The following is a 21000-nucleotide window of genomic DNA, read 5'->3' as shown; positions in this document are numbered from 1 at the left end:
CGCCTACGCAGCCAAGGGCGCTTATCATTCTCTTTTCACTTAATCGGCATTCCGACCGCCGACTTTTGTGTTAATCTTTCTTTATATGAGCAAGGGAGGCAAGCCATGAACACGCGCGACTTAGAATACTTTGAGGCCTTGACCAAAATCAAAAACTTCTCTCAGGTGGCCGCCCAGTTTGGTGTTACCCAGCCGACCATCACGATGGCGCTGAAACGCCTGGAGACGCACTTCGGCATCCAGCTGATCGACCGCGACCAAAGCCACGCCCGCATCACCGTCACACCGGCCGGCGAAACGCTCGCTGCCCACGTCCGGGTGATCACCGCGGAGCTGACCGCTGCTGAGGCAGAGCTGGCGCGCGCGCGCAGCGGCAAGATTCGCTTTGGTCTGCCGCCGATCATCGGCAACTTCTATTTTCCGACGCTCGCACCGGCACTGATGCAGGCGGGACTGATCGACCAGCTGCAAACCGTTGAAGCCGGCTCGCAGAATCTGCTGGCCGACCTGCGCGCCGGCCACCTCGACGGCGCCTTGCTGGGATCGACCGGTCCTTTGAACGCACCGGCGCTGACTGTGCAGCCGCTGCGGCGCGTGCCGTTCACGGTGGTGGTATCGCCAGAACATCCGCTGGCTGCGCGCAAGCAGTTGGCCTTTGCGGCACTCAAAAACGAACCGTTCGTGACCCTGGCGGAAGGCTTTGTCCACACCAAAGCCTTCGAATGGTTCACCCACACCGCCGGCATTCAGCCCAGCGTGGTGTACCGCACGCAGGACGTGGCGCTGCTCAAGCACATGGTGCAGGCCAACGTCGGCATCGCCTTGCTGGCGCAAATCGCGGTCCAACCGGCCGATCACCTGGTGACCATCCCCCTGACCGATCCCGGCCAGCCGACCTTTGACATCGCGCTGGTCACCAGCCGCACACTGCGGCAAACGCCGGCCACCGATCAACTGCTGCAATTATTATTAAAAGAAGGAGAGCAATAATGCGCATTGAAAAAGACGCCTTGGGCAAAGTTGAAATTCCGGATGGTGCGGCCTGGGGCCCGCAAACCGAGCGCTCCCGCCACAACTTTAAAACCGGCCCGCTGATGCCGGCGGCAATCATCCGGGCGCTGCTGACCATTAAGTCCGCTGCCGCTGCGGTGAACATGAAGGCAGGCATGAACCAGGCGGTCGGGCAGGCCATCATTGACGCCGCCGCTCAGCTGCAGGCCTTGCCAGATGACCAGCTGATGGCCGACTTTCCGCTGCACGTCTACCAAACCGGCAGCGGCACGCAAACCAACATGAACGTCAATGAGGTGCTGGCTCACCTGGCCAGCGTCGCGCTGGGCCGGCCGGTGCTGCCCAACGACGACGTCAACCGCGGTCAAAGTTCCAACGACACCTTCCCCACTGCACTTCACATGGCCGTTTACCCGGCCGTGACCAAAGTTGCTGAGGCGGCCGCGGCCATGATCCAGACCCTGCAGGCAAAGGAGGCCGCTTACGCCCAGGTCGTGAAGCTGGGCCGCACCCACTTGCAAGACGCCACCCCACTCACCTTCGGCCAGGAGGTCTCCGGCTGGCGTACCACCCTTGAACAAGACGCGGCCACCTTGCAAGCGCTGCAGGCACCGCTGTTGACGCTCGCTTTAGGGGGCACCGCCGTCGGCACCGGCCTGAACACCACCCCAGAGCAGACGGCCGCCATGGTTGCCCAAATTGCGACGCTAACTGGCCTGCCCTTCACCGAAATGCCCAACAAGTTCCACGGGCTGGCCTTTCACAGCGAACTGACTGCCGTTCACGGCGCCTTGAAGACGCTGGCCGCCGACCTCATGAAAATCGCCAACGACATCCGCTTTTTGGCATCCGGCCCACGCGGCGGCTACGGTGAGCTGACCATCCCAGCCAACGAACCCGGCAGCTCGATCATGCCGGGCAAGGTCAATCCGACGCAGGCGGAAGCGTTGACCATGATCGCCGCGAAAGTCATGGGTAATGACACGACCATCGCCATCGCCGAAAGTCAGGGCAATTTTGAGCTGAACGTGTACAAGCCGGTGATCGGCGCCACCGTGCTGGAAAGCTGCACGCTGCTAGCCGGCGGCATGACTCAGTTCGACCAGCTGCTACTGCAAGGCCTCAGCGTCAATCAGGCCCGCATGCAAGAATTGGTCGACCGCTCCCTGATGCTGGTCACGGCTCTTTCGCCGCACATCGGCTACGCGCAAGCGGCTAAGCTAGCTCAAACGGCACAAAAAAACGGCCAGTCGCTGCGCGAGGCAGCGCTCGCCTCAGGTGCAGTGACAGCCGAACAGTTTGACGCGTGGGTCGACCCGCTGAAAATGACCAACGCCGCTCAGAAGTAATCTTTGCGGTGCAGCCACCAGGCCACGGCGCCGCTGATGCCCGCCGCCAGCGCCAGCGTCAGCCAGAACCCATACACCGGCTGACCCTTCCAGGGGATCCAGGTGTTTTGGCCAAAAATGCCGGAAATGATGGGCGGAATCGCCAGCAGGATCGACACCGACGTCAGCATTTTCATGATCAGGTTCAAGTTGTTGCCGACCACCGAGGAAATCGCGCTGTTGTACTGATCCAAAATTTCCTCAGTGCTTGCCACCGTCGTCAGGATCTGGCGCACCTTCACGTCCAGCAGAAACAAGACACGGGCATCACTGGCCGCCAGAAAATAACGGTCGCTATCGCGGATGTCCGCCACCAGGGTCTTGGTGCGAGTCAGCGCAGCGTTGAAGTACACCAGCCCTTTTTCCAGACTCATCACTTCACAAATCAGTGTGTTCTTGGCCGAATTCTTGACCTGCTTTTCCATCTTGTGCGTGCTGTCGGCCATATCGTCAATGTCCTTGGTGTAGCAGTCCAGTACCCGGTCGACAATGCGCAAGGCCAAGCTGTCGGCGGTTTCGACCTGGTCCAGCGCCTGCAAGTATGCATCCATGAGCCGCGGCTTGTCGCGGCTGATCGTGACCAGCTCATCGGCCAGCAAAATCAAGGCGATCGGCATGGTTGCGTACGTGCGATGGCCCGTATCGCCCTGGTAGGCATAAGGTTCGCGCACCAGGATGAAGCCAGGGGCGTCAGCGCCTTCGCGCAACGCTTCACTGCGCGCGTCCTCGTGGTCGTCAAGCGCCGCTTCCACGTAGCCGTCCGGCAACTCGTATTGCGCCTTTAAGGCCTGCAGCTCAGCCTCGCTTGGGTCAAAGACACAGTGCCAGCACGCCCCGCTGGTTTCCGTGGCGCTGGTGGTTTGAGACTGTTTGATCGCGTAGTCTTTTTGCATAAGACACCTCCCCTTTAATTGTAGAGAGGTGCCCTCGCGCTTTGCACGTCCGACGCTTTAGAAGTAGTCCTTCTTGTGCAGCCAGTATGCTGTGGCCACACACAGGACAATGGTGGCAAAAATCAGGGCCCAAAACCCCCAGATGCTTTGCTGCCACGGCACGCGGGTGTTCATGCCCCACAGACTGCCGACGATGCTCGGGATCGTCATGATGATGGACACCGACGTCAGCACCTTCATGATCAGGTTAAGGTTATTCGACACCACCGAGGACACCGTGGCATTATACTGGTCGAGGATCGCCGAGTTGGATTGGGCCAGCGTGTAGGCCTGGTGCGCGGTGCGCTCGGCGATCACCAGCTTGCGGCGGTGAGCCGGGTCACTGGCAAAATACGCCGACGCCTGAAGCTGCGGCCAGATATTCTGGGAGTCCGTTAAGGCCGAGGTGAAAAAGACCAGGCTTTTTTCCACGGCCATGATTTCATACAGCAGCGTGTTGTGTGACGCGTTGCCGACCCGAATTTCCATGCTTTGGGTCTGCGACGCCAGCTGGTCCGTGTCATTGAGAAATTGGGCAAACACCAGATTCAGCACACTCAGCGAATAGACGATTGGGTCTGCCGTGGTCGCACTGGCTTGCAGGCAGCGGTTGTGAATGGTCAGCTTGCGCGGGCTGACCGTCGTCACCAGGTCATCCTGAATGATGATTGCCAGCGGACTGGTCGCGTAGGTCCGCTCCCCATTTTTGCTGATGGTCTGGTACGGGCAGCGCACCAGGATCAGGCCGGCCCCGCTTTTATCGTCCATGCCTTCCACGCGCGGATTCTCGTGGGCGTTGAACACCGGGGTCATGTAGTCGATGGGGATGTGATACTGCGCGGCCAGGTCGTGGCATTCTTCCTGGGTGGCCTCCTGAACGGACAGCCACTGCGGGGCGGCGGCTGGACTGTTCCCTTTCACGCCAAGTGTGGTTAATAGATGCATCTCACACCTCCTGAACTTGATGGTTTTAAGTTTAGCACTTCAAGGCAGTCCCAACTGCCTTGACCCGCGCCTTGAATAAGCCTTTAATTTGGGTATTGGTAGTTTCAGAAAGGAGTCTTCACGATGGAGTTCATTCCCGTTAGGATTTACGCCCATGAGCAGCCGGAGGGGTACCGGCTTTTGGTCGACCGGGTCTGGCCACGCGGCGTCAGCAAGATCAACGCTCGGCTCGACGACTGGGCCAAGCAAATTGCCCCATCAACCGAACTGCGCAAGTGGTACGGCCACGACCCGGCAAAAGCCGAGGAATTCAATCGCCGCTACATTGCCGAGCTCGACGCCAATCCGGAAACCCCGGATTTTCTGCAAAAAATTCGCCAGCTCGACACCGACAAAGTGCTCCTGCTCTTCGGGGCCAAGGATGAAGCTGACAACAATGCCACGGTGCTCGCAGACTACCTGAAGGAGAAAATCGGCTAGTGCAAACCAAACCCGAATTCCGCAAGGCCCAGCTCAAGCGGCTCAACGCTGCGGCCAAGCAAACGCAGGCCGAAAGTGCCGGCCTGATCGACCAGCTGCTGGCGCTGCCGCAGTGGCAATCCGCCCGCACTATCGCCACCACCGTCAGCGGCCCGATCGAAGTGACCACCGGCGGCATTATCGAAGCGGCGCAGCAGGCCGGCAAAACGGTGCTGCTGCCGCGCGTGATGCCGCACCGCCAAATGGCCTTTTTGAAAGACCCAGGCAGCGCCAATCGCGTCACCAGCAAGTTCGGCATCCCCGAGCCCCCTTACGTTGAGGCCGCAGTCGATCAGCACCCCGACCTGGTGATCGTGCCCGGGGTCGCCTTCGTACCGGCCACCGGCGCCCGCATCGGCTTTGGCGCCGGCTACTACGACCGCTTCTTGGCGAAGTACGATGGCCCCACCGTCGCTTTGGTCCCCAGTGTCATGAATTTTGCCGCGCCGGCGTGGCCGGTCGAAGCTTTCGACGTCCTGATCCAAACGCTGCTGACCGTTTAGTCTCGCAGCGAAAAACCAGCGGCAAGGTGTTTGCCGCATGTGAGGAGTAATTTTTTGACTAGTTTTCTCTCAAGTTTAGGCGGGGTCTCCGAGATCTTGATCCTGGTCGCCATCGGCTACGGGCTGACCGCCCTGGGGTGGTTCAACGACCGCTCCAGCCGTGTGATCGCCAAGGTCGTCACCCAGGTCGCCCTGCCCGCCTACATGATCGAAACCATCTGCTCGCGCTTTTCCGCAAGGGAGCTGGCGGCACTGCTGCCGGACCTGCGCTTTCCAGTGCTGTCGATGGCCGTCCTGTTTGCCCTGTCCTTTGTGGTGGCGCGCGTGATTCGCGTTGACCCCAAGCGCCGCGGCCTGTTCAAGTCCATGTTTTTTAACTCCAACACGGTGTTTATCGGCCTGCCGGTCAACCTGGCGCTGTTTGGGCCGAAAAGCGTGCCGTATGTGCTGGTTTACTACATGGCCAACACCACCATTTTCTGGACGATCGGGGTTTACTTGATCCAGCGCGACGGCCCGCACGCCGCCCACTTTGACCTCAAGCAGACGCTGGGGAAAATTTTCTCGCCGCCGCTTTTGGGCTTCATGGTCGGCGTCGTGCTCGTCCTGCTGCATGTGCAGCTGCCGAGCTTTCTCTCGGCCACTTTAGGCTACGTTGGTGACCTGACCATCCCGGGCTCCATGTTCTTCATCGGCATCGCGATGTACCAGGCCGGCATCAAAAACATCCGCTTCGACCGCGAACTGCTCGGCGTGTTCTCTGGGCGCTTCGTCTTTGCGCCGCTGGTGATGTACGCGCTGGTCGCCTTCGCCCCGGTCCCGCTGCTCATGAAGCAAGTCTTCATCCTGCAGTCCTGCATGCCGGTCATGACTAACGCCCCGGTCGTCGCCAAGCTGTACGGCGCCGATTCGAAAAACGCCGCGATCACCGTCTCCGCAACCACCCTGTTTGCCATCGTGGTGATCCCAATCGTCATGACCTTAGTGCAACATCTGTGAGGTAAATACATTGAAGAAAATTCTGCTTAGCGCTGCGCTGGTGCTGGTCCTCGCCGGCTGCGGCAGTCAAAAAAAAGCGCCGCAAACCAGCTCGAGCAGCAGCGTCAAAATCAGCAAACAGGCGGCACCGAAAAAACGGCCCAACACCAAGGCCGGCATGGATGATCTGATCGGCCACTACTGGGTCAACACTGCGGATGCGAGTGAAGTCCTGCAGATCACCGCCTCAACTGATGGCTACTTTGTGGACGTCCAGCGCTATTCGCAGGCTCAGGCCGGTTATGCGACGGCCAGTGCCGGGGTGTTTGCCGCCAGGCTGGTCCTGTGCAAGCACACATACACTTTCACCGGCCGCGCGCAGCCGAATGCGCAAAGCAGCACATGGGTCTTCCAGAAGCTCAGTGCGACCAAGATCAAACAACTGCCGGACGGGCCCCTGTTTCGGCAGGTCAAAAACGACGACCTCAGCACCATTAAACATTAAAGAGAAAGTAAGCCAAAATTGCTTAGTCGCGTTCCATAAAGCAACGTCCAAGCGCACAAACGCCCCTGCACCGCGATTTTAAAAACAAATCGTGGCGCAGGGGCGCTTGTGCTTTGAGCTAAACCCGCTTGATGGCTCAGCCTTTTGACGTTTGTGCTTATTTAACTTCGCTGCGGTACAGGCCAACGACCACACCCAGAATGGAGACGTCGTCGAAGTACATGTCCGACATGGAATCATTTTCCGGGTGCAGCCGCACACCGCCGTTTTCGCGGTAGAAGCGCTTGACCGTCGCCTCGTCGTCCTGGGTCATGGCGACCACAATCTGACCGTTCTCGGCGGTTTCCTGCTTCTTGATGATCAGCTTGTCGCCATCCAGAATGCCGATCTTGATCATGGACGAACCGGAAACTTCCAGGATAAACAGGTCATCTGCAATGTACTCCAGATCATCTGGAATCGGAAAATAGCCATCGATGTTCTCAATCGCGGTGATCGGCACCCCGGCGGCAACCGTACCGACGATTGGGATGCCTTCTTCGGCAATCCCGATGTATGACAAGCCGGCTTTGGTCAGCATCAGCGTGCGCGGCTTGGCCGGGTCCTTGGCAATGTAGCCTTCCGCCAGGAGCCGGTCGAGGTACGCGGCGACCGTGGAGCTGGAACTGAGGCCCACGTTTTTGCCGATTTCCCGCACGGTTGGTGGAAACCCATTGGTTTGAATTGAATCATGAATCGTGTGTAGGATCTGCTTCCAACGTTTCTGACTTGCTTGGGATGGCATGGCCGTCCGCCTCCGCTCTCTAGTTTTCTTTATCATACCAGCGGGAACGCTTGTTTGCAAGCAAAAGGACCGCAGCTTAGGAAAGCATCAAAAAAGACCGCCCAAGCGGTCTCATGTGAACCCTAGAAGCGATGCATCAGGTCCAGCCGGTGCAGCTGCCGGCGGTCGCACTTATTGCGCTGCATCAGGTAGACGCCGCCGAACAACATGTCGACTGCGATCAGCCCGATTCCGAGCACGGTATTGATGACTAGCAGGACCACGGTCACTGCGATCAATGCGCGCAGACTCCACTTCATGACTTTCATACTCATTGGACGCCCCCCTCTCGTAATTTTGATAGTTCTGATTATACCCGAAATCTTGCTTTTGTAAAGGTTCTGTATATAATCAATTTACATTCGGGGCAATTCGGCCGGCACTTGGCATTTATTCTTTACAATTCACAAACAAATCAGCCTTGCGCCGGATTCGCTTTCACCCCCTCATTTAGGTATCATAGAAGTAGTCAACAAACTCAAAGGGGTGCGCGCATGCAAACGAAACGCTCACAGTTTTACCAGCGGTTTTTAAACAACAAGTTTGCCGTGATCCTGGTCGATCTGGTGCTCGCGTTGCTCGCGATTTTTATTTTCACCAAAATTGCCTGGGTGTTTCAGCCTGTGGTCAGTTTTCTGAGCATCGTCGCCCCGCCGTTCATCCTCGCCGGAATCCTGTTCTACATGCTCAACCCCGTCGTCAACTGGCTGCATCAGCGCGGCCTCAACCGACTGCTGGCCATCGCGTTGGTCTTCCTCCTCGTGATTGGGCTGATCGTCCTAGCCATCACTCGCGTTGTGCCGCCCATCGAAAGCCAGCTGCGCAGCTTCATTAATGCGACTCCGACTTACTGGGACGAGTTCGTCCGGTGGATCACCGACCTGAATAACCAGCAGAACATTTTCAGCGACAAGCAGCTGAGTCAGTTCGCCGGCGAGATCCAAACTTGGGTCTCCAAGCGCGGCTCGACCATCTTGTCGGGGACGCTGTCGTCCTTGTCCTCGATCATCTCCACTGTCGGCACCGTGGTGGTTACCGTGGCGACCGCGCCGATCATTTTGTTCTTCATGCTCAAAGAGGGCAACAAGTTCACGCCAATGATCCTGCACCTGGTCCCAACCAAGCAGCGCAAGAGCTTTGGCGACATGCTGCACGAGATGAACGTCAAGGTCGGCTCGTACGTGCAAGGCCAGCTGACCGTCGCCATCGCCGTCGGGATCATTTTCATGGTCGGCTATTCGATCATCGGCCTGCGCTACGGCCTGATCTTTGGGATGCTGGCGGCACCGTTGAACCTGATCCCCTACTTTGGTTCCGCGCTCGCGATGGTGCCAGCGCTGATCATGGGCGCCATTCAGGGGCCGAAGATGTTCATCGCGGTAATCGTCGTCTTCTTCATCGAGTGGCTGCTCGAGACGCAATTGATCTCCCCGTTTGTCATGGGGAGTAAACTAGAGATGCACCCGATCACCATTGTCGTGGTCCTGCTGACAGCAGGGTCCATGTTCGGACTGGTGGGTGTGATCTTGGGAATCCCCGGCTTTGCGGTGATCAAGATCGTGGTGGTGCGCCTGTTCAGATGGTACCAGCAAGTCTCCGGGCTCTACCCCAGCGATGTTCCCGACAAGACCCTGCAACTCACCTCGCAGGAGAAAGCAGATAACTCAAAATGAACACTTTTCTGATACTTTTAGATGCCGCACTGATCGGACTGGGCGCGTATTACCTGTTCTGGCAGAGTAAAATCGACGTGCGCGGCGCGTATTCGACCTTTCAGTTGGTCATGGCCGTCTTCTTTGGCTTCTGGTTCGTCAGCACCGGCGTCGGCAACATGTACTATGTCGTCTTCATGGCGGCCTTCCTGACTCTGACCGTGATGACAGGCAGCACCGGCCTGACGCCAACGCGCCTGATCAACGTGGGCCTGTTCTCACGGGTCATCCCTTACACGCGCCTGGTCGGTGTCACCTTGACCCCACTGCAGCTGCCCAATGGCCAGGCCATGGTCGTGGCTGTGTTTGGCCTGTCCGCCCGCCGCTTCGTGCGCCTGACCTTCCGCAGCGATCTGCAGTCGCTGATCCAAGTGCTGCGCCCGCGGGTGCCGCAAAACGTCGAGATCCGCGTGCAGCAGGTCCAGTAATTTTTTCATTGAAATGCAAAACCGCTTGGCCCGTCACAGACAGGTCAAGCGGTTTTAATTTGCCCAGCCGGCTTACTTGCCGGCATCCGGGTCATGATCGTGCGCCTGCTCGCCGAAGTAATCCGGCGGCATCGGGCCGCGGTCGATTGGGCGATTCGGCTGGCGAAAGGCAAACAGCCCGGCCAATGCCGCCACCAGCAGCACGGTCGCGCCGATCACCTGCCACATCAGCAGCAGCCCAATCAGGTACACGTACAGCAGCGCCACGATGGCCAGACCGAACAGGAAGTCGATGAAGAACCGGGTCACGCGCGTGTGGGCGGCAGAATCAAAGTAGGCCAAAAGCCCCAGGAGAATCACCGTGCCGAAGCCGAAGCTGAGCGCGGCGGTCATCGCGATCGGCGTCTGCGGCTGCGTCACGTACCACGCAAACCAGCTGAACAAGCAGCCAAACACAAATAAGAGCAGGTTGATCCAAAGCTGGGTCCGCGACCCCTTTTTATTGCTGCGCATACGCGGCCTTCTTTCAGTAAGTTCATCAAGCAAGTCAAAAACAGCTACAATTAATATAGCACATTCGAAGGGAGTCGTATTCTATGTTCGAAAACCTTGGCTTTGCCGCCTATGACGGCCTGGCCCTTGATGATCCCACCAGCCTGGTGCCGATCGACCTGAAGCGGCCCAGTGCCGGGGCAAATGATGTGGTCGTCCAGGTTCGAGCCATCGCCCTCAACCCGGTCGATGAAAAGCAGCGCGCAGCCCTGGCCAAGCAGACGCAGCCGCGCATCCTCGGCTACGACGCGTGCGGCACGATCGCCGCAGTCGGCAGCCGCGTCACCCGGTTTAAGCCAGGCGAGCGCGTCATGTACGCCGGCACCACCAAGCGCCCCGGCAGCTTCCAGCAGTTCCAGGCCGTATCCGCCGACCTGATTGCCGCGGCGCCAGCCAATTTGACGGCCGGCGAGGCGGCCGCGCTGCCGCTGGTCGGCTTGACCGCCTGGGAGCTGCTGTTTGAAAAAATGCACTTCACCCCGGCCGCAGACGCCAACCGCGGCAAGACCCTGCTGATCATCAACGGCGCAGGCGGTGTGGGCTCGATGCTCAGCCAGCTGGCGCACTGGACCGGCATGACCGTGCTCGCCACTGCCAGTCCGCGGCATTTTGACTGGCTGACGCAACACGGCACGGCCGTCCCGCTGGACTACCACGACGACTTGATCGGCGCCGTCCACCAGGCAGGCTATCCGATCGTCGATGCCGTCGCCATTTTATACGCGACCGAGCCTTACCTGGGACTGGCAGCGCAACTGGTCGCCCCGTTTGGCCACGTCGGCGCGCTCGCGACGCCGCAGGGACCGCTGGAGGTCACCGCGCTCAAGGGCAAAGCGGCAAGCCTCGACTTTGAGTTCATGTTCGCGAAAAGCGATTACCACCATGACATGGCTAGCCAGGGCCACATTCTCTCTCAGTTGGCCACGCTGGCGTCAGTCGGGTTGCTCGATCCCAGCGTCACGACCCGCTACGATCGCATCACCATTGCCAACATCAAGGCTGGCCTGGCCACCTTGATGGCCGGTCACCAAACTGGCAAGATCGTCCTTGATGGACCTTTTGAAGGGTAAATGAAAACAAGGTGAAGACGTTTCATGGCGTCTTCACCTTGTTTTGTCGATTGAGCCTATTTGGCAAAGCCCAGCGCCTTTTGGAGCACGGCCTTAGCCTGCGCCTCGGAGAAGCGCTTGGGATCAAAAATGATCGACCCAGGGCCCATGTAGTAGTGGAACAGCTTCAAGGTGCCGCGCGGGGTCAGCGTGCGCAGGCGCAGCTCGTCGTTGACTTGGGCTAGGTACTCATCGCACCACTTCTCGTCCATCATGGCCGGCTCGTCGCGCTCGGTGATGTAGCCCTGCTCCAGCAGCAGGTTGGCCCCTTCGGCTTTTTGCTCTCTTGAGACGTTTTCTGTTGGCTCCATGTCTGCCTCCCTGCTCGGACTAGAACTTCGGCTCCAGCAGCTTGCGCGGCCGCACAAACGTGGCCACCTTCGTATCGCTGCCGCGCTTAAAGCCGGCGTGTTCATAAAAAGCCGCCATGGCTTCATTGGTCGTGACGATCACAATGCGGTCGACCTGCTTGAAGTACTCGTCGAATTGGTCCAGCAGCTCGGTGCCAATGCCCTGATGCTGATACTCAGGCAGCACGATCAGATCCTGCACAAAGACAATGGTGTGCATGTCCGACACGCCGCGAATCACGCCGACCAGCTTGTCGCCGTCGCGCGCTGTGAGTAGCGTCGAATTGGCAATGCCGCGCGCCGTTTCCGCTGGGTCATTGAGGTAATGCGTCATGTGGACCGCGCCGTAAAGCGCCTTGATTTCATGGATCGTCAGTGCCGATTCAAACGTGTAATTCAAAATTTAACCTCCCGAATTCAGTTGCCAGGTTAAATTTTAACCCAAGCCGCACTTAATTCAAGAGAAAGTCGTGTTGGCCTATTTCTTTTCAGTAAAATCCAAGAACCCCATGTCGCTGTCGATGACGCCTCCATCCCCGCTGAGCTGCATCGTGTTCAACGTCTGGTTCAGGTGGACGGTCAGGTGTTCATCCAGGTCTTCGGCCGAGTAGTCCTTGATCAGGATCGGCCCCAGGTTCGAGTCGACCACAACGTTGTACCCGTCGGTGGGCGCGGTTTGAGCCACCACATTCAGCGTGAATTGAATCATCATGTGGATCATGGCGTGCTGCGAGTACTGGCCGACTCCATCCTCAAACGTTAATAGCAATTTCTTGTCTGGTCCCAGGTGCGGCTGGATCTTCGTTGCCGCCGCGTCGTCAAAAGTTAGCTCCATTTCATGCACCTCCAGGCTTAGCCTAAGCCCTGATTTTGAAAAGGGCAATTGATTGTGCTTGGCGCAGCAAAATTTTTTTGATTAGGGCCGTGAACGTCACAATTTCTTCACATTATGGGACTAAATTAACCTGTATAGAAATGAGCCACCCACTCATTTCCATACCCATACCCAACTTTTTCATTTTTACTCCTCCAAAGTAAAAATCGCGAGACGGCCGCCCAGCCGTTTCGCCAATCCTTACTCCTTGGCCATCACCCACCCAGTGATGGCCTTTTTTGCGCAGTCTCTTAGCGCTTTAGCGCTTAGAGACTGCCACTCGACGGCAGGCTGCAACGCAGCCTGGCTAGAGAGCGCACTAAAACACCGCCCCGCTTAGAGCGCGCTACTCGACGACAGACCGCAACGTAGCCTGGCTAGAGAGCGGGCCAAAATGCCGTGCCACATAGAGCTCGCTACTCACAGCCAGGTTGCCATACAGCCTGTCTACAGCACCCGATATTCTTATAAACCCTATTATCCCGCTCCCGCGTGTCGAACCAGTCACGCGGTTTTTTTGACCGGATACGCACCAGGTATTTCACTCAGCGAATTTTAATGGTCTAATAATGAAGTACCAAGCGAGGAGGTGGGGCAATGAAAATCAGGGTTGAAACTGATCCGGACCTGAAAGAACCGGAACTGGTCATTCGGGCCAAGGATCAGGAGACGGCCGCCGCGGTGAAAGACGCCCTGGCCACACCCACTGCCCCCACCCTGCCTGTGTTTCAGGACACGCTGGAGCGCTTCCTGCCGCTGCCGACGATCCTGTTCATCGAAACGCAGGATCGCACACTCCAGGTTCACACTAAAGACGACATTTTTACCAGCAAGCAAAAGCTGTACGAGCTGGCCGGGTCGCTGCCCGGCAGTTTCATGCAGGTGGCCAAGTCGGTGATCATCAACTTAAACCAAGTTGCGGCGATCAACCGCTCGCTGTCGGATTGCCTAGTGGAATTTCAAAACAGTCACAAACAGGTCTACGCGTCGCGGCGCTATTACAAGGCGCTGGTCGAGCGGCTAAACGAAATGAGGGGTTTGTAATGGAAACCAAACAAGTTAAATGGGGTCACTGGTTCTGGGGGTTGTTCTTCGTCGTCTGCGCCGGCATCTTAGTGCTGAGCCAGCTCGGCCTCTTCACCTATCACCTGCGCTTTTGGACGCTGGTCCTGGTGCTGATCCTGGTGGCCGCCGCCATCAAGAGCCTGGCCAGCCTGTCGTTCGCAGGGCTCTCGTTCAGCCTCGCGTTTCTAGCGATGCTCTTCGCCAAACCGCTAGGCATCCAGCAACTCGTGCCGTGGACAGTTCTCGGTGCGGCCCTGCTGCTTTCGATTGGCCTGACCTTGCTGTTCAAGCCGCTGAAAAAACACCACTTCAGCGTCGTCACCATTAATGACAAGCATTACACGATCAGCGAGCTGCGGCAGCTGCAAAAAGAGGCCAAGCAAGCGCCAAGCTACGTCCCAAGCAGTGAATCCGCCGACGTCACCGTCAACGTGAAACTCGGCAGCGCCACCCGCTACGTCCAGCAAGGCGACTTCCGCCACGCGGTGATCCGCACCAATCTGGGCGACGTCAAGGTCTTTTTTGACAAGGCAACCATCATCAACGAACCGGCCTTGATTGAGGTGCTCGGTCAGATGGGCGACATCAGCCTATACATCCCGCGCGACTGGAACGTCCAGCCGAACCTGGGCAACTTCGCGGTCGACTTCAACGAAAAAGGCGAGACCCCGACCAAGACCGGTCCGCTCGTGGTCCTCGCCGGCGATTTTAAAATGGGCGACGTCACGATCCACTACATCTAGGAGCTCGCTATGAAAAATCTTACGCCTCAAACCATCAAGATGCTGGTGCTGAAATTCGCCGGCACCTTCGGGTCAAGCATGCTCTCGTTTGCCATTGGCCTGTACATTCTCCACCGCACCGGCTCTGCGCTCAGCATGGGCGTCACCATGATCACCGGCCCCATCGTCTCTTTGATTTTGACCCCGTTTGTCGGGTACGTGGTCGACACCATGAACCACCGCCGCATTATGATCACCGCGCAGGTCACCACCAGCATCGCACTGGTGCTGTTCGGCTTCGGCTTTCGGCTCTGGCCAGCGCAGTATTACCCAGAAATGATTGCCCTCATCATCGCGCTGCAGGTAACCGACAATTTTCTCAGCACGACCCTGACGGCCAGTCTGGTCCAACTGTTTGCGCCCGATGAGCTGCAGCGGGTCAACTCCCTGAACCAATCCATCGCCAGCCTCGCCTTGTTCCTGGCACCGCTGATGGGGGCCATGCTGTACACGCTGGTGTCGATCGACACCTTTGCCTTTATTGAAGTGCTGTTCGAGCTGACCGCGTTGGTCGCCATTTTCCTGCTGAAGTTTCAGCCCTTCGCGGCCCAAACGCCAGCCCAGGCGGCGGAAGTGCAAGAATCCGTCTGGCAGAATTTCAAAACCGGCTTTGCCTACCTGAAAAGTCAGCAGCTGATCTTCATCCTGACCGTGTCCTCGGCCTTTCTGAATTTCCTGTTCGCCGCCGTGAACGTCGGCCTGCCGTACCTGCTGATCCAAACCATGAAAATGACCAATAACCAGTACGGCTTCGTCGACTCTGGCTTTGCCATTGGCATGTTTGGCGGCGGCATCTTGCTGTCGATGCTGAAAATGCGCAGCCACCCGATCAAATTCTCGTTCTTTAACATCATTCTGCTGGCGATTCTCTTCACCTTCACCGGTCTGCCTGCCGTGCTACGCTGGACGGGGCTTTTAAGCACCGGCTACTTCTGGATTCAAAACATCGTCAACGGGGTCTTGATCGTGCTAATCAACACGCCGATCAACACCTTCATGCAGCAAGTGATCCCGCATCACCTGCAGGGCCGCGTGTTCTCGCTCGACGGCACGATTTCCCAGATGCTGGCCCCGCTGGGCACGTTAATGTTCGGGGTGCTGTTTGATCACCTCGCCGCCCCGCTGCTGTTTGGCGTCACTGGCATCGTCCTGATTATTTTCACGCTGATTGTGACTGGTCTGATCAGACGCAGCCATCTGTATGACAAGCCCGAGAACCAGGTGCCAGCAGCTGCCAACTGAAGCCAGCGCCAAGCAAAATCGCCCACGAAAGTCAGGAATCTTTTTGAAGAATTTAACCCCTCAAACCATTAAAACGCTGGTCTTAAAATTCGCCGGCACGTTCGGGTCAAGCATGCTGTCTTTTGCCATCGGCCTGTACATTCTGCACCGCACCGGCTCCGCCCTCAGCATGGGCGTCACGCTTGTCACCGGACCGGTGGTGTCGCTGCTGCTGACGCCGTTTGTCGGCTATGTCGTGGACACCATGAGCCACCGGCGCATCATGCTGAGCGCGCAGGTGGTCACTAGTGCCGCGCTGGTGGCTTTTGGGGTCGTCTTTAAGCTCTGGCCCGCGCAGTACTACGCGGAACTGATTGCATTGATCATCGTGCTGCAGGTGACTGACAATTTCCTCAGCACCACGCTGACCGCCAGCCTGGTACAGCTGTTTGAGGGCAGCGAGCTGCAGCGGGTCAACTCGCTGAATCAGTCCATCACCAGCCTGGCCGCCTTCCTGGCGCCGCTGATCGGCGCGTGGCTCTACACGCTGGTGGCTATCGACACCTTCGCCTACATCGAGGTACTGTTCGAACTGACCGCGCTGGTCGCGATCCTGCTGCTGAAATTCCGCCTGGTCCCCCCGCTCACCACACCGCAGCCGCGCGAGTCCGTCCTGAACAACTTTAAGACCGGGTTCGCCTATGTCAAAAGCCAGAAGCTGATTCTGACCGTCATGATTTCCTCAGCCGCGGTCAACTTCTTGTTTGCGGCCATGAATGTTGGCCTGCCGTATCTGCTCATTCAGACGCTGAAGCTTTCCAACCAGCAATACGGGCTGGTGGATTCCGGCTTTGCCGTGGGCATGTTCAGCGGCGGCATTCTGCTGGCGGCCATCACCATCCGCACTCACCCCATCCGTTTTTCCTACTTTAACCTGTTCCTGCTGGGCGCCATGTTCACGACTACCGGACTGCCGGCCTTGTTCTCCTGGCCCAGCTGGCTCAGCACCGCCTTTTTCTGGCTGCAAAGCATGCTCAACGGCGTCCTGATGGTACTGATCAACACCCCTGCAAACACGTTCAAGCAACGGATTATTCCGCAGAATCTGCAAGGCCGCGTCTTTTCCCTCGACCTCACGATTTCGACGCTGCTTGCGCCAATCGGCACGCTGGTGTTCGGGGCCCTGTTTGATCACTTCGCGGCGCCTTTGCTGTTTGGCATCGCCGGCAGCGGCCTGCTGCTGCTGACCCTGGTCGTCACCACCGTCATCAGCCGGCAGCACCTGCTGGACCGGCCAGAAAATCAGGTGCCGGAAGACACTCACGATTAAGCCAAAAAAATGGCTCAGAGCGTCGCGGGACGCTCTGAGCCATTTTGATTGCCATCACTTATTGCCCTTCGCTGAGCAGGTAACGGCTGGTGCGCTTTTCCAGCCAGCTCTGGACGCCGGTCAAAACCGTCGTCAGCATCAGATACAGGAAAGCGACTAGGCTGTAGGACACCAGCGGGTTGTAGTAAAGCGCCGCGAATTGCTGGCTGACCTGAAACATCTCGATGATCGTGATGCCGCTGGCCAAGCTCGTGTCCTTGATCAAGCTGATGAAACTGTTGGACAGCGGCGGCAGCGCGATGCGCAGCGCCTGCGGGAAGATGACCAGTCGCAGGATCAGCGACTTTTTCATTCCCAGCGCCTTGGCCGCGTCCCACTGCGTCTTCGGTACCGACAAAATCGCCGCGCGAATGGTTTCCGACGCGTACGCGCCGGTGTTCAGCGAAAAGGTCAGGATGCCGGCCGTCCAGGCGTTCAGCTCGATGATGGCATGACCGTTCATCTTCAGGTACGGCAGGCCGAAGAAAATCAGAAACAGCTGCACCAACAGCGGCGTGCCGCGAAAGATCCAGACGTAAAACCAGGTCAGGCCTTTCAGCCCCCGCATGACCGGCTGATGCGACGGCGAGATCCGGACAAGGGCGACCAGCACCGCCAAAATCAGCCCTAACGCAAACGAAATCAACGTAATTGGAATGGTGTACTTGAGCATCGCCACCAGCAATTCCGGCAGTGACTTCAGCACAATTTGCCAGGCACTCATCAAATCCCTCCTTCTCTCACCGTCGCTCGATTATTTCGTGATGTCGCTGCCGAAGTATTTCTTCGAGAGCTTACCGAGCTGGCCGTTCTTGCGCAGCTTTTCAATCGCCTTGGTGACCTGCTTTTGCAGTGGGCCTTCGTCTTTGCGCAGCAGGCCGCGCGCCGGCGTGGCCTTAATCGCATTGCCGACCGGAATCAGCTTAATATCCGCATTCGGCTGCTGCTTGAGGTAGGAGTGGAAGGACGCGGTGTCATTGACCGTGCCATCCGCCCGGCCCTGTTCGATCAGCGTAACCGACTGGGCGAAGCCGTCAACTGGGACAATCACCCCGCCGAGCTTCTTCACGTTTGCCGCGTTGTTCGAGGTGACACTTTGGGCCATTTTCTTGCCCTTGATGTCCTTGATTGATTTAATGGTCGTGTTGCCCTTTTTGACCGCCAGCTCGGACTTGCCTGAGGTATATGGCACCGTGAAGCGATACTTGGCGGCGCGCTCAGGGGTCTTGGCCACGTTGTTCAAGATCAGGTCGTACTTGTTGACGTTGAGGCCGGCAATCAGCGAGTCCCACTTGGTCTCCACAAACTTCGGCTTTAAGTTGAGCTCCTTGGCAATTTGCTTGCCCAGCTCAACTTCAAACCCGGTCAGCTTGCCATTTTCATGGTAGCTATACGGCTGGTAAGTGCCTTCCAGGCCAATGGTCAAGGTCTTCGGCGTCACCAGCTTGACAGTGTTATCGTTCGCCTTGCTACTGCTGCTTTGACTGTTGCCGCATGCGGCGAGCACGCCCACCATCAGCAGACTAGCCAACGCGATTAACCATTTTTTCATGAAATTTCCTCCGTTTCTGAAAATCAGCACCACCAATTATACACGACTTACTTTTGGTAATCGAGTGCTTCTAATCAGATTCTTTTAATGGCCACCGCCCGGCGAATCCTGACCGCACCAGGTACCAGAAAACCCCACTCGCCAAAGCGAATGGGGCATTTTGGTTGGCAACAGTTAGGCCTGACCTGCCAGGTCATCGTTGCCGATGACCATGTGCTTCTTGCGGTGCAGGATTTCTTCCTGACGGCCGTGAACCATTGGTCGCTTGTTCGGGTTGCCGAGGTAGCCGCACAGCCGCTTGACGACATCGCAGGTGTCCGGGTTGTGATTGCCGCACTGCGGGCATTCGTAGCCTTTTTCGGTCGCCTTGAACTCACCCTTGAACCCGCACTCGAAGCACTGGTCAATCGGGGTGTTGGTGCCCAGGTACCCGATCTTGTCGTACGCATAGTCCCAGACGGCTTCCAGGGCCTTCGGGTTTTGCTTCAGGTTCGGGTACTCGCAGTAGTGAATGAAACCGCCGGAGCAGTACTTCGGGTAGTCCTTTTCGAAGTCGAGCTTTTCAAACGGGGTCGGTGCCTTACGGACATCGTAATGAAAGGAGTTCGTGTAGTAATCCTTGTCCGTGATGTCTTTAACCACGCCGAAGCGCTTCTTATCCAGCCGGCAGAAGGTGTCGGTCAAGCTTTCGGACGGCGTGCCGTAAACGGAGAAGTGATAGCCGTACTGCTTCTCCCACTGCTTGCAGTGCTCGTACAGATCCTTGACCACGTCGATGGAAAAGGCCTTGGCCTCCGGGTTCTTCTCCCAGGCCGAGCCGTAAAAGACGGTGCCGACCTCGTACAAGCCGATGTAGCCCAGCGAAACCGTGGCGCGCGAGTTCTTGAAGAGCTCATCGACGCTTTGGTCATCATTCAGACGCTTGCCGAACGCGCCGTACTTGTACAGAATCGGCGCGGATTCCGGCGTCGCCTGCTTGGCGCGTTCGACCTTGTACACCAGGCCCTGCTTGCAGATGTCGAGCCGCTGCTCGAGAATCTTCCAGAACTTGTCCTTGTCGCCCTTGCTTTCCATCGCGATGCGCGGCAGGTTGACGGTAATGACACCCAGGTTCATGCGGCCGGCGTTGACTTCCTCGCCGGTGTCCGGATCCGTCCAGCCCTGCAAAAACGACCGGCAGCCCATCGGCGCCTTGAAGGAACCGGTCAGCTTTTTAATCATGTCGTACGACAGAATGTCCGGGTACATGCGCTTGGTGGCGCACTCGACGGCCAGCTCCTTGATGTCGTAGTTCGGATCGCCGGGGTGCAGGTTCAGCCCTTTTTTGATGGTGAAGACCAGCTTTGGAAAAATCGCGGTGCGCTTCTCCTTGCCTAGTCCATCAATGCGAATCTTGAGAATGTCCTTTTGGATCTCGCGTTCCAGCCAGTTCGTGCCCAGACCGAAGCCGACCGTCACAAAAGGCGTCTGGCCCTGCGTTGAGTACAAGGTGTTGACCTGGTACTCGAGCGTCTGCAGCGCGTCGTAAATATCCTTCTTGGTGCGGCGCTTGGCGTATGCCTCGGCTGTTTCGGCATCGATCGGCAGCTCCTTGGCTTCCTGCAGGTGCTTTTCGTAATTCTTCTGCGCAAACGGCGCGAGCACTTCATCGGTGCGGTCCGACGAGCAGCCGCCGTACTGGCTGGACGCGACGTTCGCGATGATCTGCGTCATCTGGGTGACGGCGACCTGAATGCTGTGAGCCGGCTCCACTTCGGCGTTGCCGATGCAAAAGCCGTGATTGAGCATTTCCTTAAAGTCGATCAGGCAGCAGTTGGTCTCGGCCATGTAAGGCGTGTAGTCGAGGTCGTGCCAGTGAATATCGCCGCGCAGGTGGGCATTTGCCACGGCCGGTGGCAGCATTTTCAGCCCGATGGCCTTGGCCACGGCGCCGGCGGTCAGGTCCCGCTGGGTCGAAAAGACGCGCGAGTCCTTATTGGCGTTTTCGTGCACAACAGTCGAGTCGCGGTCCAGCAGCTTCTGGACGTTGTAGTTGACGTCGGCCTTCTTCGACCGCTCAATATCGCGCTTCACGCGGTATTTCGTGTAGGCTTCACCCCAGTCGTACTGGTGCGCGTCAAGCAGCGCCTGCTCCACGATGCTTTGCACCTCGGGAATGCGTACGTCCTTGCTGAAGCGCTCGGTGATTGTGGCAACCGCGGCATCCGAGATCGATTCGATCAACGTGTAGTCGGTCGGCGCGAGTTCGCCGTTCACCGCCTTAGCCGCCTTCGTGATCGCGGCCGTGATCTTGCTTTGGTCAAAGTCGACAATCCGCCCGTCGCGTTTTTTTACGTTGATTTTTACTTTTAAATCGATCATGGATACCCTCTCCGTTCCTTT

At 57.7% G+C, this 21000-nt stretch carries 24 protein-coding genes; 13 read left to right on the top strand and 11 right to left on the bottom strand.

Annotated features, from left to right (window positions below; translation table 11 throughout):
* Window positions 1-105: 105 nt before the first annotated feature.
* Window positions 106-990 (top strand): LysR family transcriptional regulator, encoded by an 885-nt coding sequence (locus tag JUF21_RS03325; protein ID WP_203623549.1) that lies wholly within the window; start codon window positions 106-108, stop codon window positions 988-990.
* Entirely contained in the window at window positions 990-2360 is a 1371-nt protein-coding gene (locus tag JUF21_RS03320; RefSeq protein ID WP_203663087.1) for a class II fumarate hydratase, read from the top strand. Before JUF21_RS03325 ends, JUF21_RS03320 begins: the two co-directional genes overlap by 1 nt.
* Here JUF21_RS03320 and JUF21_RS03315 read toward each other — a convergent pair.
* Both JUF21_RS03315 and JUF21_RS03310 read right to left on the bottom strand, forming a co-directional pair.
* Window positions 2351-3292: a magnesium transporter CorA family protein gene (locus JUF21_RS03315; protein WP_203663085.1), complete on the bottom strand. Its 942-nt coding sequence runs from the start codon at window positions 3290-3292 to the stop codon at window positions 2351-2353. The genes JUF21_RS03320 and JUF21_RS03315 overlap by 10 nt on opposite strands.
* Before the next feature lie 57 nt (window positions 3293-3349).
* Complete coding sequence (locus JUF21_RS03310) at window positions 3350-4276, bottom strand: magnesium transporter CorA family protein (protein WP_203623552.1); 927 nt, start codon at window positions 4274-4276, stop codon at window positions 3350-3352.
* 123 nt (window positions 4277-4399) lie between these two features.
* Here JUF21_RS03310 and JUF21_RS03305 point away from each other — a divergent pair, with 123 nt between their 5' ends.
* The 4 genes from JUF21_RS03305 to JUF21_RS03290 are packed head-to-tail and all read left to right on the top strand — an operon-like array spanning window position 4400 to window position 6781.
* On the top strand, window positions 4400-4756 hold the full coding sequence (locus JUF21_RS03305) for a DUF488 domain-containing protein (protein ID WP_203623553.1): 357 nt from the start codon (window positions 4400-4402) through the stop codon (window positions 4754-4756).
* A complete protein-coding gene (locus JUF21_RS03300; protein WP_203623554.1) occupies window positions 4756-5298 on the top strand; it encodes a 5-formyltetrahydrofolate cyclo-ligase in 543 nt (180 codons plus the stop codon). Before JUF21_RS03305 ends, JUF21_RS03300 begins: the two co-directional genes overlap by 1 nt.
* Window positions 5299-5352: 54 nt before the next feature.
* Window positions 5353-6297, top strand: a complete 945-nt coding sequence (locus tag JUF21_RS03295) for an AEC family transporter (protein WP_203663083.1) — start codon at window positions 5353-5355, stop codon at window positions 6295-6297.
* A gap of 10 nt (window positions 6298-6307) precedes the next feature.
* The gene (locus JUF21_RS03290) at window positions 6308-6781 is read left to right on the top strand and encodes a hypothetical protein (protein WP_203663081.1); all 474 of its coding nucleotides are present in this window, start codon (window positions 6308-6310) and stop codon (window positions 6779-6781) included.
* Window positions 6782-6938: 157 nt separating this feature from the next.
* On the opposite strand, the gene lexA is transcribed toward JUF21_RS03290, so the two are convergent.
* Window positions 6939-7565 carry a transcriptional repressor LexA gene (lexA, locus tag JUF21_RS03285; protein ID WP_203623556.1) on the bottom strand — a complete coding sequence of 209 codons (627 nt, stop codon included), beginning with the start codon at window positions 7563-7565 and terminating at the stop codon, window positions 6939-6941.
* Window positions 7566-7687: 122 nt separating this feature from the next.
* Complete coding sequence (locus JUF21_RS03280; protein ID WP_203623557.1) at window positions 7688-7879, bottom strand: hypothetical protein; 192 nt, start codon at window positions 7877-7879, stop codon at window positions 7688-7690.
* A gap of 219 nt (window positions 7880-8098) precedes the next feature.
* On the opposite strand from JUF21_RS03280, the gene JUF21_RS03275 reads away from it, so the two are divergent.
* Both JUF21_RS03275 and JUF21_RS03270 read left to right on the top strand, forming a co-directional pair.
* Window positions 8099-9277: an AI-2E family transporter gene (locus tag JUF21_RS03275; protein ID WP_203623558.1), complete on the top strand. Its 1179-nt coding sequence runs from the start codon at window positions 8099-8101 to the stop codon at window positions 9275-9277.
* Window positions 9274-9744 carry a hypothetical protein gene (locus JUF21_RS03270; protein ID WP_125756127.1) on the top strand — a complete coding sequence of 157 codons (471 nt, stop codon included), beginning with the start codon at window positions 9274-9276 and terminating at the stop codon, window positions 9742-9744. The genes JUF21_RS03275 and JUF21_RS03270 overlap by 4 nt, the downstream gene beginning before the upstream one ends.
* Before the next feature lie 72 nt (window positions 9745-9816).
* Here the strand turns inward: JUF21_RS03270 and JUF21_RS03265 are convergent, their stop codons facing one another.
* The gene (locus JUF21_RS03265; RefSeq protein WP_125756129.1) at window positions 9817-10257 is read right to left on the bottom strand and encodes a hypothetical protein; all 441 of its coding nucleotides are present in this window, start codon (window positions 10255-10257) and stop codon (window positions 9817-9819) included.
* Between the two features lie 83 nt (window positions 10258-10340).
* Here JUF21_RS03265 and JUF21_RS03260 point away from each other — a divergent pair, with 83 nt between their 5' ends.
* Window positions 10341-11366, top strand: coding sequence for a zinc-binding alcohol dehydrogenase family protein (locus JUF21_RS03260; RefSeq protein WP_203624533.1), 1026 nt, complete (start codon window positions 10341-10343; stop codon window positions 11364-11366).
* A gap of 56 nt (window positions 11367-11422) precedes the next feature.
* On the opposite strand, the gene JUF21_RS03255 is transcribed toward JUF21_RS03260, so the two are convergent.
* The 3 genes from JUF21_RS03255 to JUF21_RS03245 all read right to left on the bottom strand — a co-directional run bounded on the left by JUF21_RS03255 (window position 11423) and on the right by JUF21_RS03245 (window position 12590).
* Entirely contained in the window at window positions 11423-11716 is a 294-nt protein-coding gene (locus JUF21_RS03255) for a hypothetical protein (RefSeq protein WP_125756133.1), read from the bottom strand.
* A 19-nt stretch (window positions 11717-11735) separates the two neighbouring features.
* Window positions 11736-12155: a GNAT family N-acetyltransferase gene (locus tag JUF21_RS03250; protein ID WP_125756135.1), complete on the bottom strand. Its 420-nt coding sequence runs from the start codon at window positions 12153-12155 to the stop codon at window positions 11736-11738.
* A gap of 78 nt (window positions 12156-12233) precedes the next feature.
* Entirely contained in the window at window positions 12234-12590 is a 357-nt protein-coding gene (locus JUF21_RS03245; RefSeq protein WP_203624534.1) for an iron-sulfur cluster biosynthesis family protein, read from the bottom strand.
* A 636-nt stretch (window positions 12591-13226) separates the two neighbouring features.
* On the opposite strand from JUF21_RS03245, the gene JUF21_RS03240 reads away from it, so the two are divergent.
* Genes JUF21_RS03240 through JUF21_RS03225 form a run of 4 tightly spaced genes read left to right on the top strand, consistent with a single transcriptional unit; the run spans window position 13227 to window position 17027 of the window.
* Window positions 13227-13673 carry a LytTR family DNA-binding domain-containing protein gene (locus JUF21_RS03240; RefSeq protein ID WP_203624535.1) on the top strand — a complete coding sequence of 149 codons (447 nt, stop codon included), beginning with the start codon at window positions 13227-13229 and terminating at the stop codon, window positions 13671-13673.
* Entirely contained in the window at window positions 13673-14437 is a 765-nt protein-coding gene (locus tag JUF21_RS03235; RefSeq protein ID WP_203624536.1) for a hypothetical protein, read from the top strand. The genes JUF21_RS03240 and JUF21_RS03235 overlap by 1 nt, the downstream gene beginning before the upstream one ends.
* A 9-nt stretch (window positions 14438-14446) precedes the next feature.
* A complete protein-coding gene (locus JUF21_RS03230; RefSeq protein WP_203663079.1) occupies window positions 14447-15718 on the top strand; it encodes an MFS transporter in 1272 nt (423 codons plus the stop codon).
* A 43-nt stretch (window positions 15719-15761) separates the two neighbouring features.
* Window positions 15762-17027 carry an MFS transporter gene (locus JUF21_RS03225; RefSeq protein WP_203663077.1) on the top strand — a complete coding sequence of 422 codons (1266 nt, stop codon included), beginning with the start codon at window positions 15762-15764 and terminating at the stop codon, window positions 17025-17027.
* A 58-nt stretch (window positions 17028-17085) separates the two neighbouring features.
* On the opposite strand, the gene JUF21_RS03220 is transcribed toward JUF21_RS03225, so the two are convergent.
* The 3 genes from JUF21_RS03220 to nrdD form a co-directional block, all read right to left on the bottom strand.
* On the bottom strand, window positions 17086-17790 hold the full coding sequence (locus tag JUF21_RS03220; RefSeq protein ID WP_203624539.1) for an amino acid ABC transporter permease: 705 nt from the start codon (window positions 17788-17790) through the stop codon (window positions 17086-17088).
* A gap of 30 nt (window positions 17791-17820) precedes the next feature.
* Window positions 17821-18618, bottom strand: coding sequence for a transporter substrate-binding domain-containing protein (locus tag JUF21_RS03215; RefSeq protein WP_203624540.1), 798 nt, complete (start codon window positions 18616-18618; stop codon window positions 17821-17823).
* A gap of 174 nt (window positions 18619-18792) precedes the next feature.
* Window positions 18793-20979, bottom strand: a complete 2187-nt coding sequence (nrdD, locus tag JUF21_RS03210) for an anaerobic ribonucleoside-triphosphate reductase (protein WP_125758340.1) — start codon at window positions 20977-20979, stop codon at window positions 18793-18795.
* Window positions 20980-21000: the final 21 nt, after the last annotated feature.

It is taken from the genome of Lacticaseibacillus sp. 53-4 (assembly GCF_016861805.1).
Classification (GTDB): domain Bacteria; phylum Bacillota; class Bacilli; order Lactobacillales; family Lactobacillaceae; genus Lacticaseibacillus.
Note: the sequence above shows the minus strand (reverse complement) of the source record. Positions and strands in the feature narration are given on the sequence as shown.

Coding starts and splice junctions, on each gene's coding strand:
- JUF21_RS03305 (WP_203623553.1), top strand. CDS start 4,400: ATGGAGTTCATTCCCGTTAGGATTTACGCCCATGAGCAGCCGGAGGGG.
- JUF21_RS03275 (WP_203623558.1), top strand. CDS start 8,099: ATGCAAACGAAACGCTCACAGTTTTACCAGCGGTTTTTAAACAACAAG.
- JUF21_RS03235 (WP_203624536.1), top strand. CDS start 13,673: ATGGAAACCAAACAAGTTAAATGGGGTCACTGGTTCTGGGGGTTGTTC.
- JUF21_RS03280 (WP_203623557.1), bottom strand. CDS start 7,879: ATGAGTATGAAAGTCATGAAGTGGAGTCTGCGCGCATTGATCGCAGTG.
- JUF21_RS03310 (WP_203623552.1), bottom strand. CDS start 4,276: ATGCATCTATTAACCACACTTGGCGTGAAAGGGAACAGTCCAGCCGCC.
- JUF21_RS03260 (WP_203624533.1), top strand. CDS start 10,341: ATGTTCGAAAACCTTGGCTTTGCCGCCTATGACGGCCTGGCCCTTGAT.
- JUF21_RS03220 (WP_203624539.1), bottom strand. CDS start 17,790: ATGAGTGCCTGGCAAATTGTGCTGAAGTCACTGCCGGAATTGCTGGTG.
- JUF21_RS03245 (WP_203624534.1), bottom strand. CDS start 12,590: ATGGAGCTAACTTTTGACGACGCGGCGGCAACGAAGATCCAGCCGCAC.
- JUF21_RS03270 (WP_125756127.1), top strand. CDS start 9,274: ATGAACACTTTTCTGATACTTTTAGATGCCGCACTGATCGGACTGGGC.
- JUF21_RS03265 (WP_125756129.1), bottom strand. CDS start 10,257: ATGCGCAGCAATAAAAAGGGGTCGCGGACCCAGCTTTGGATCAACCTG.
- lexA (WP_203623556.1), bottom strand. CDS start 7,565: ATGCCATCCCAAGCAAGTCAGAAACGTTGGAAGCAGATCCTACACACG.
- JUF21_RS03320 (WP_203663087.1), top strand. CDS start 990: ATGCGCATTGAAAAAGACGCCTTGGGCAAAGTTGAAATTCCGGATGGT.
- JUF21_RS03255 (WP_125756133.1), bottom strand. CDS start 11,716: ATGGAGCCAACAGAAAACGTCTCAAGAGAGCAAAAAGCCGAAGGGGCC.
- JUF21_RS03215 (WP_203624540.1), bottom strand. CDS start 18,618: ATGAAAAAATGGTTAATCGCGTTGGCTAGTCTGCTGATGGTGGGCGTG.
- JUF21_RS03240 (WP_203624535.1), top strand. CDS start 13,227: ATGAAAATCAGGGTTGAAACTGATCCGGACCTGAAAGAACCGGAACTG.
- JUF21_RS03230 (WP_203663079.1), top strand. CDS start 14,447: ATGAAAAATCTTACGCCTCAAACCATCAAGATGCTGGTGCTGAAATTC.
- JUF21_RS03315 (WP_203663085.1), bottom strand. CDS start 3,292: ATGCAAAAAGACTACGCGATCAAACAGTCTCAAACCACCAGCGCCACG.
- nrdD (WP_125758340.1), bottom strand. CDS start 20,979: ATGATCGATTTAAAAGTAAAAATCAACGTAAAAAAACGCGACGGGCGG.
- JUF21_RS03325 (WP_203623549.1), top strand. CDS start 106: ATGAACACGCGCGACTTAGAATACTTTGAGGCCTTGACCAAAATCAAA.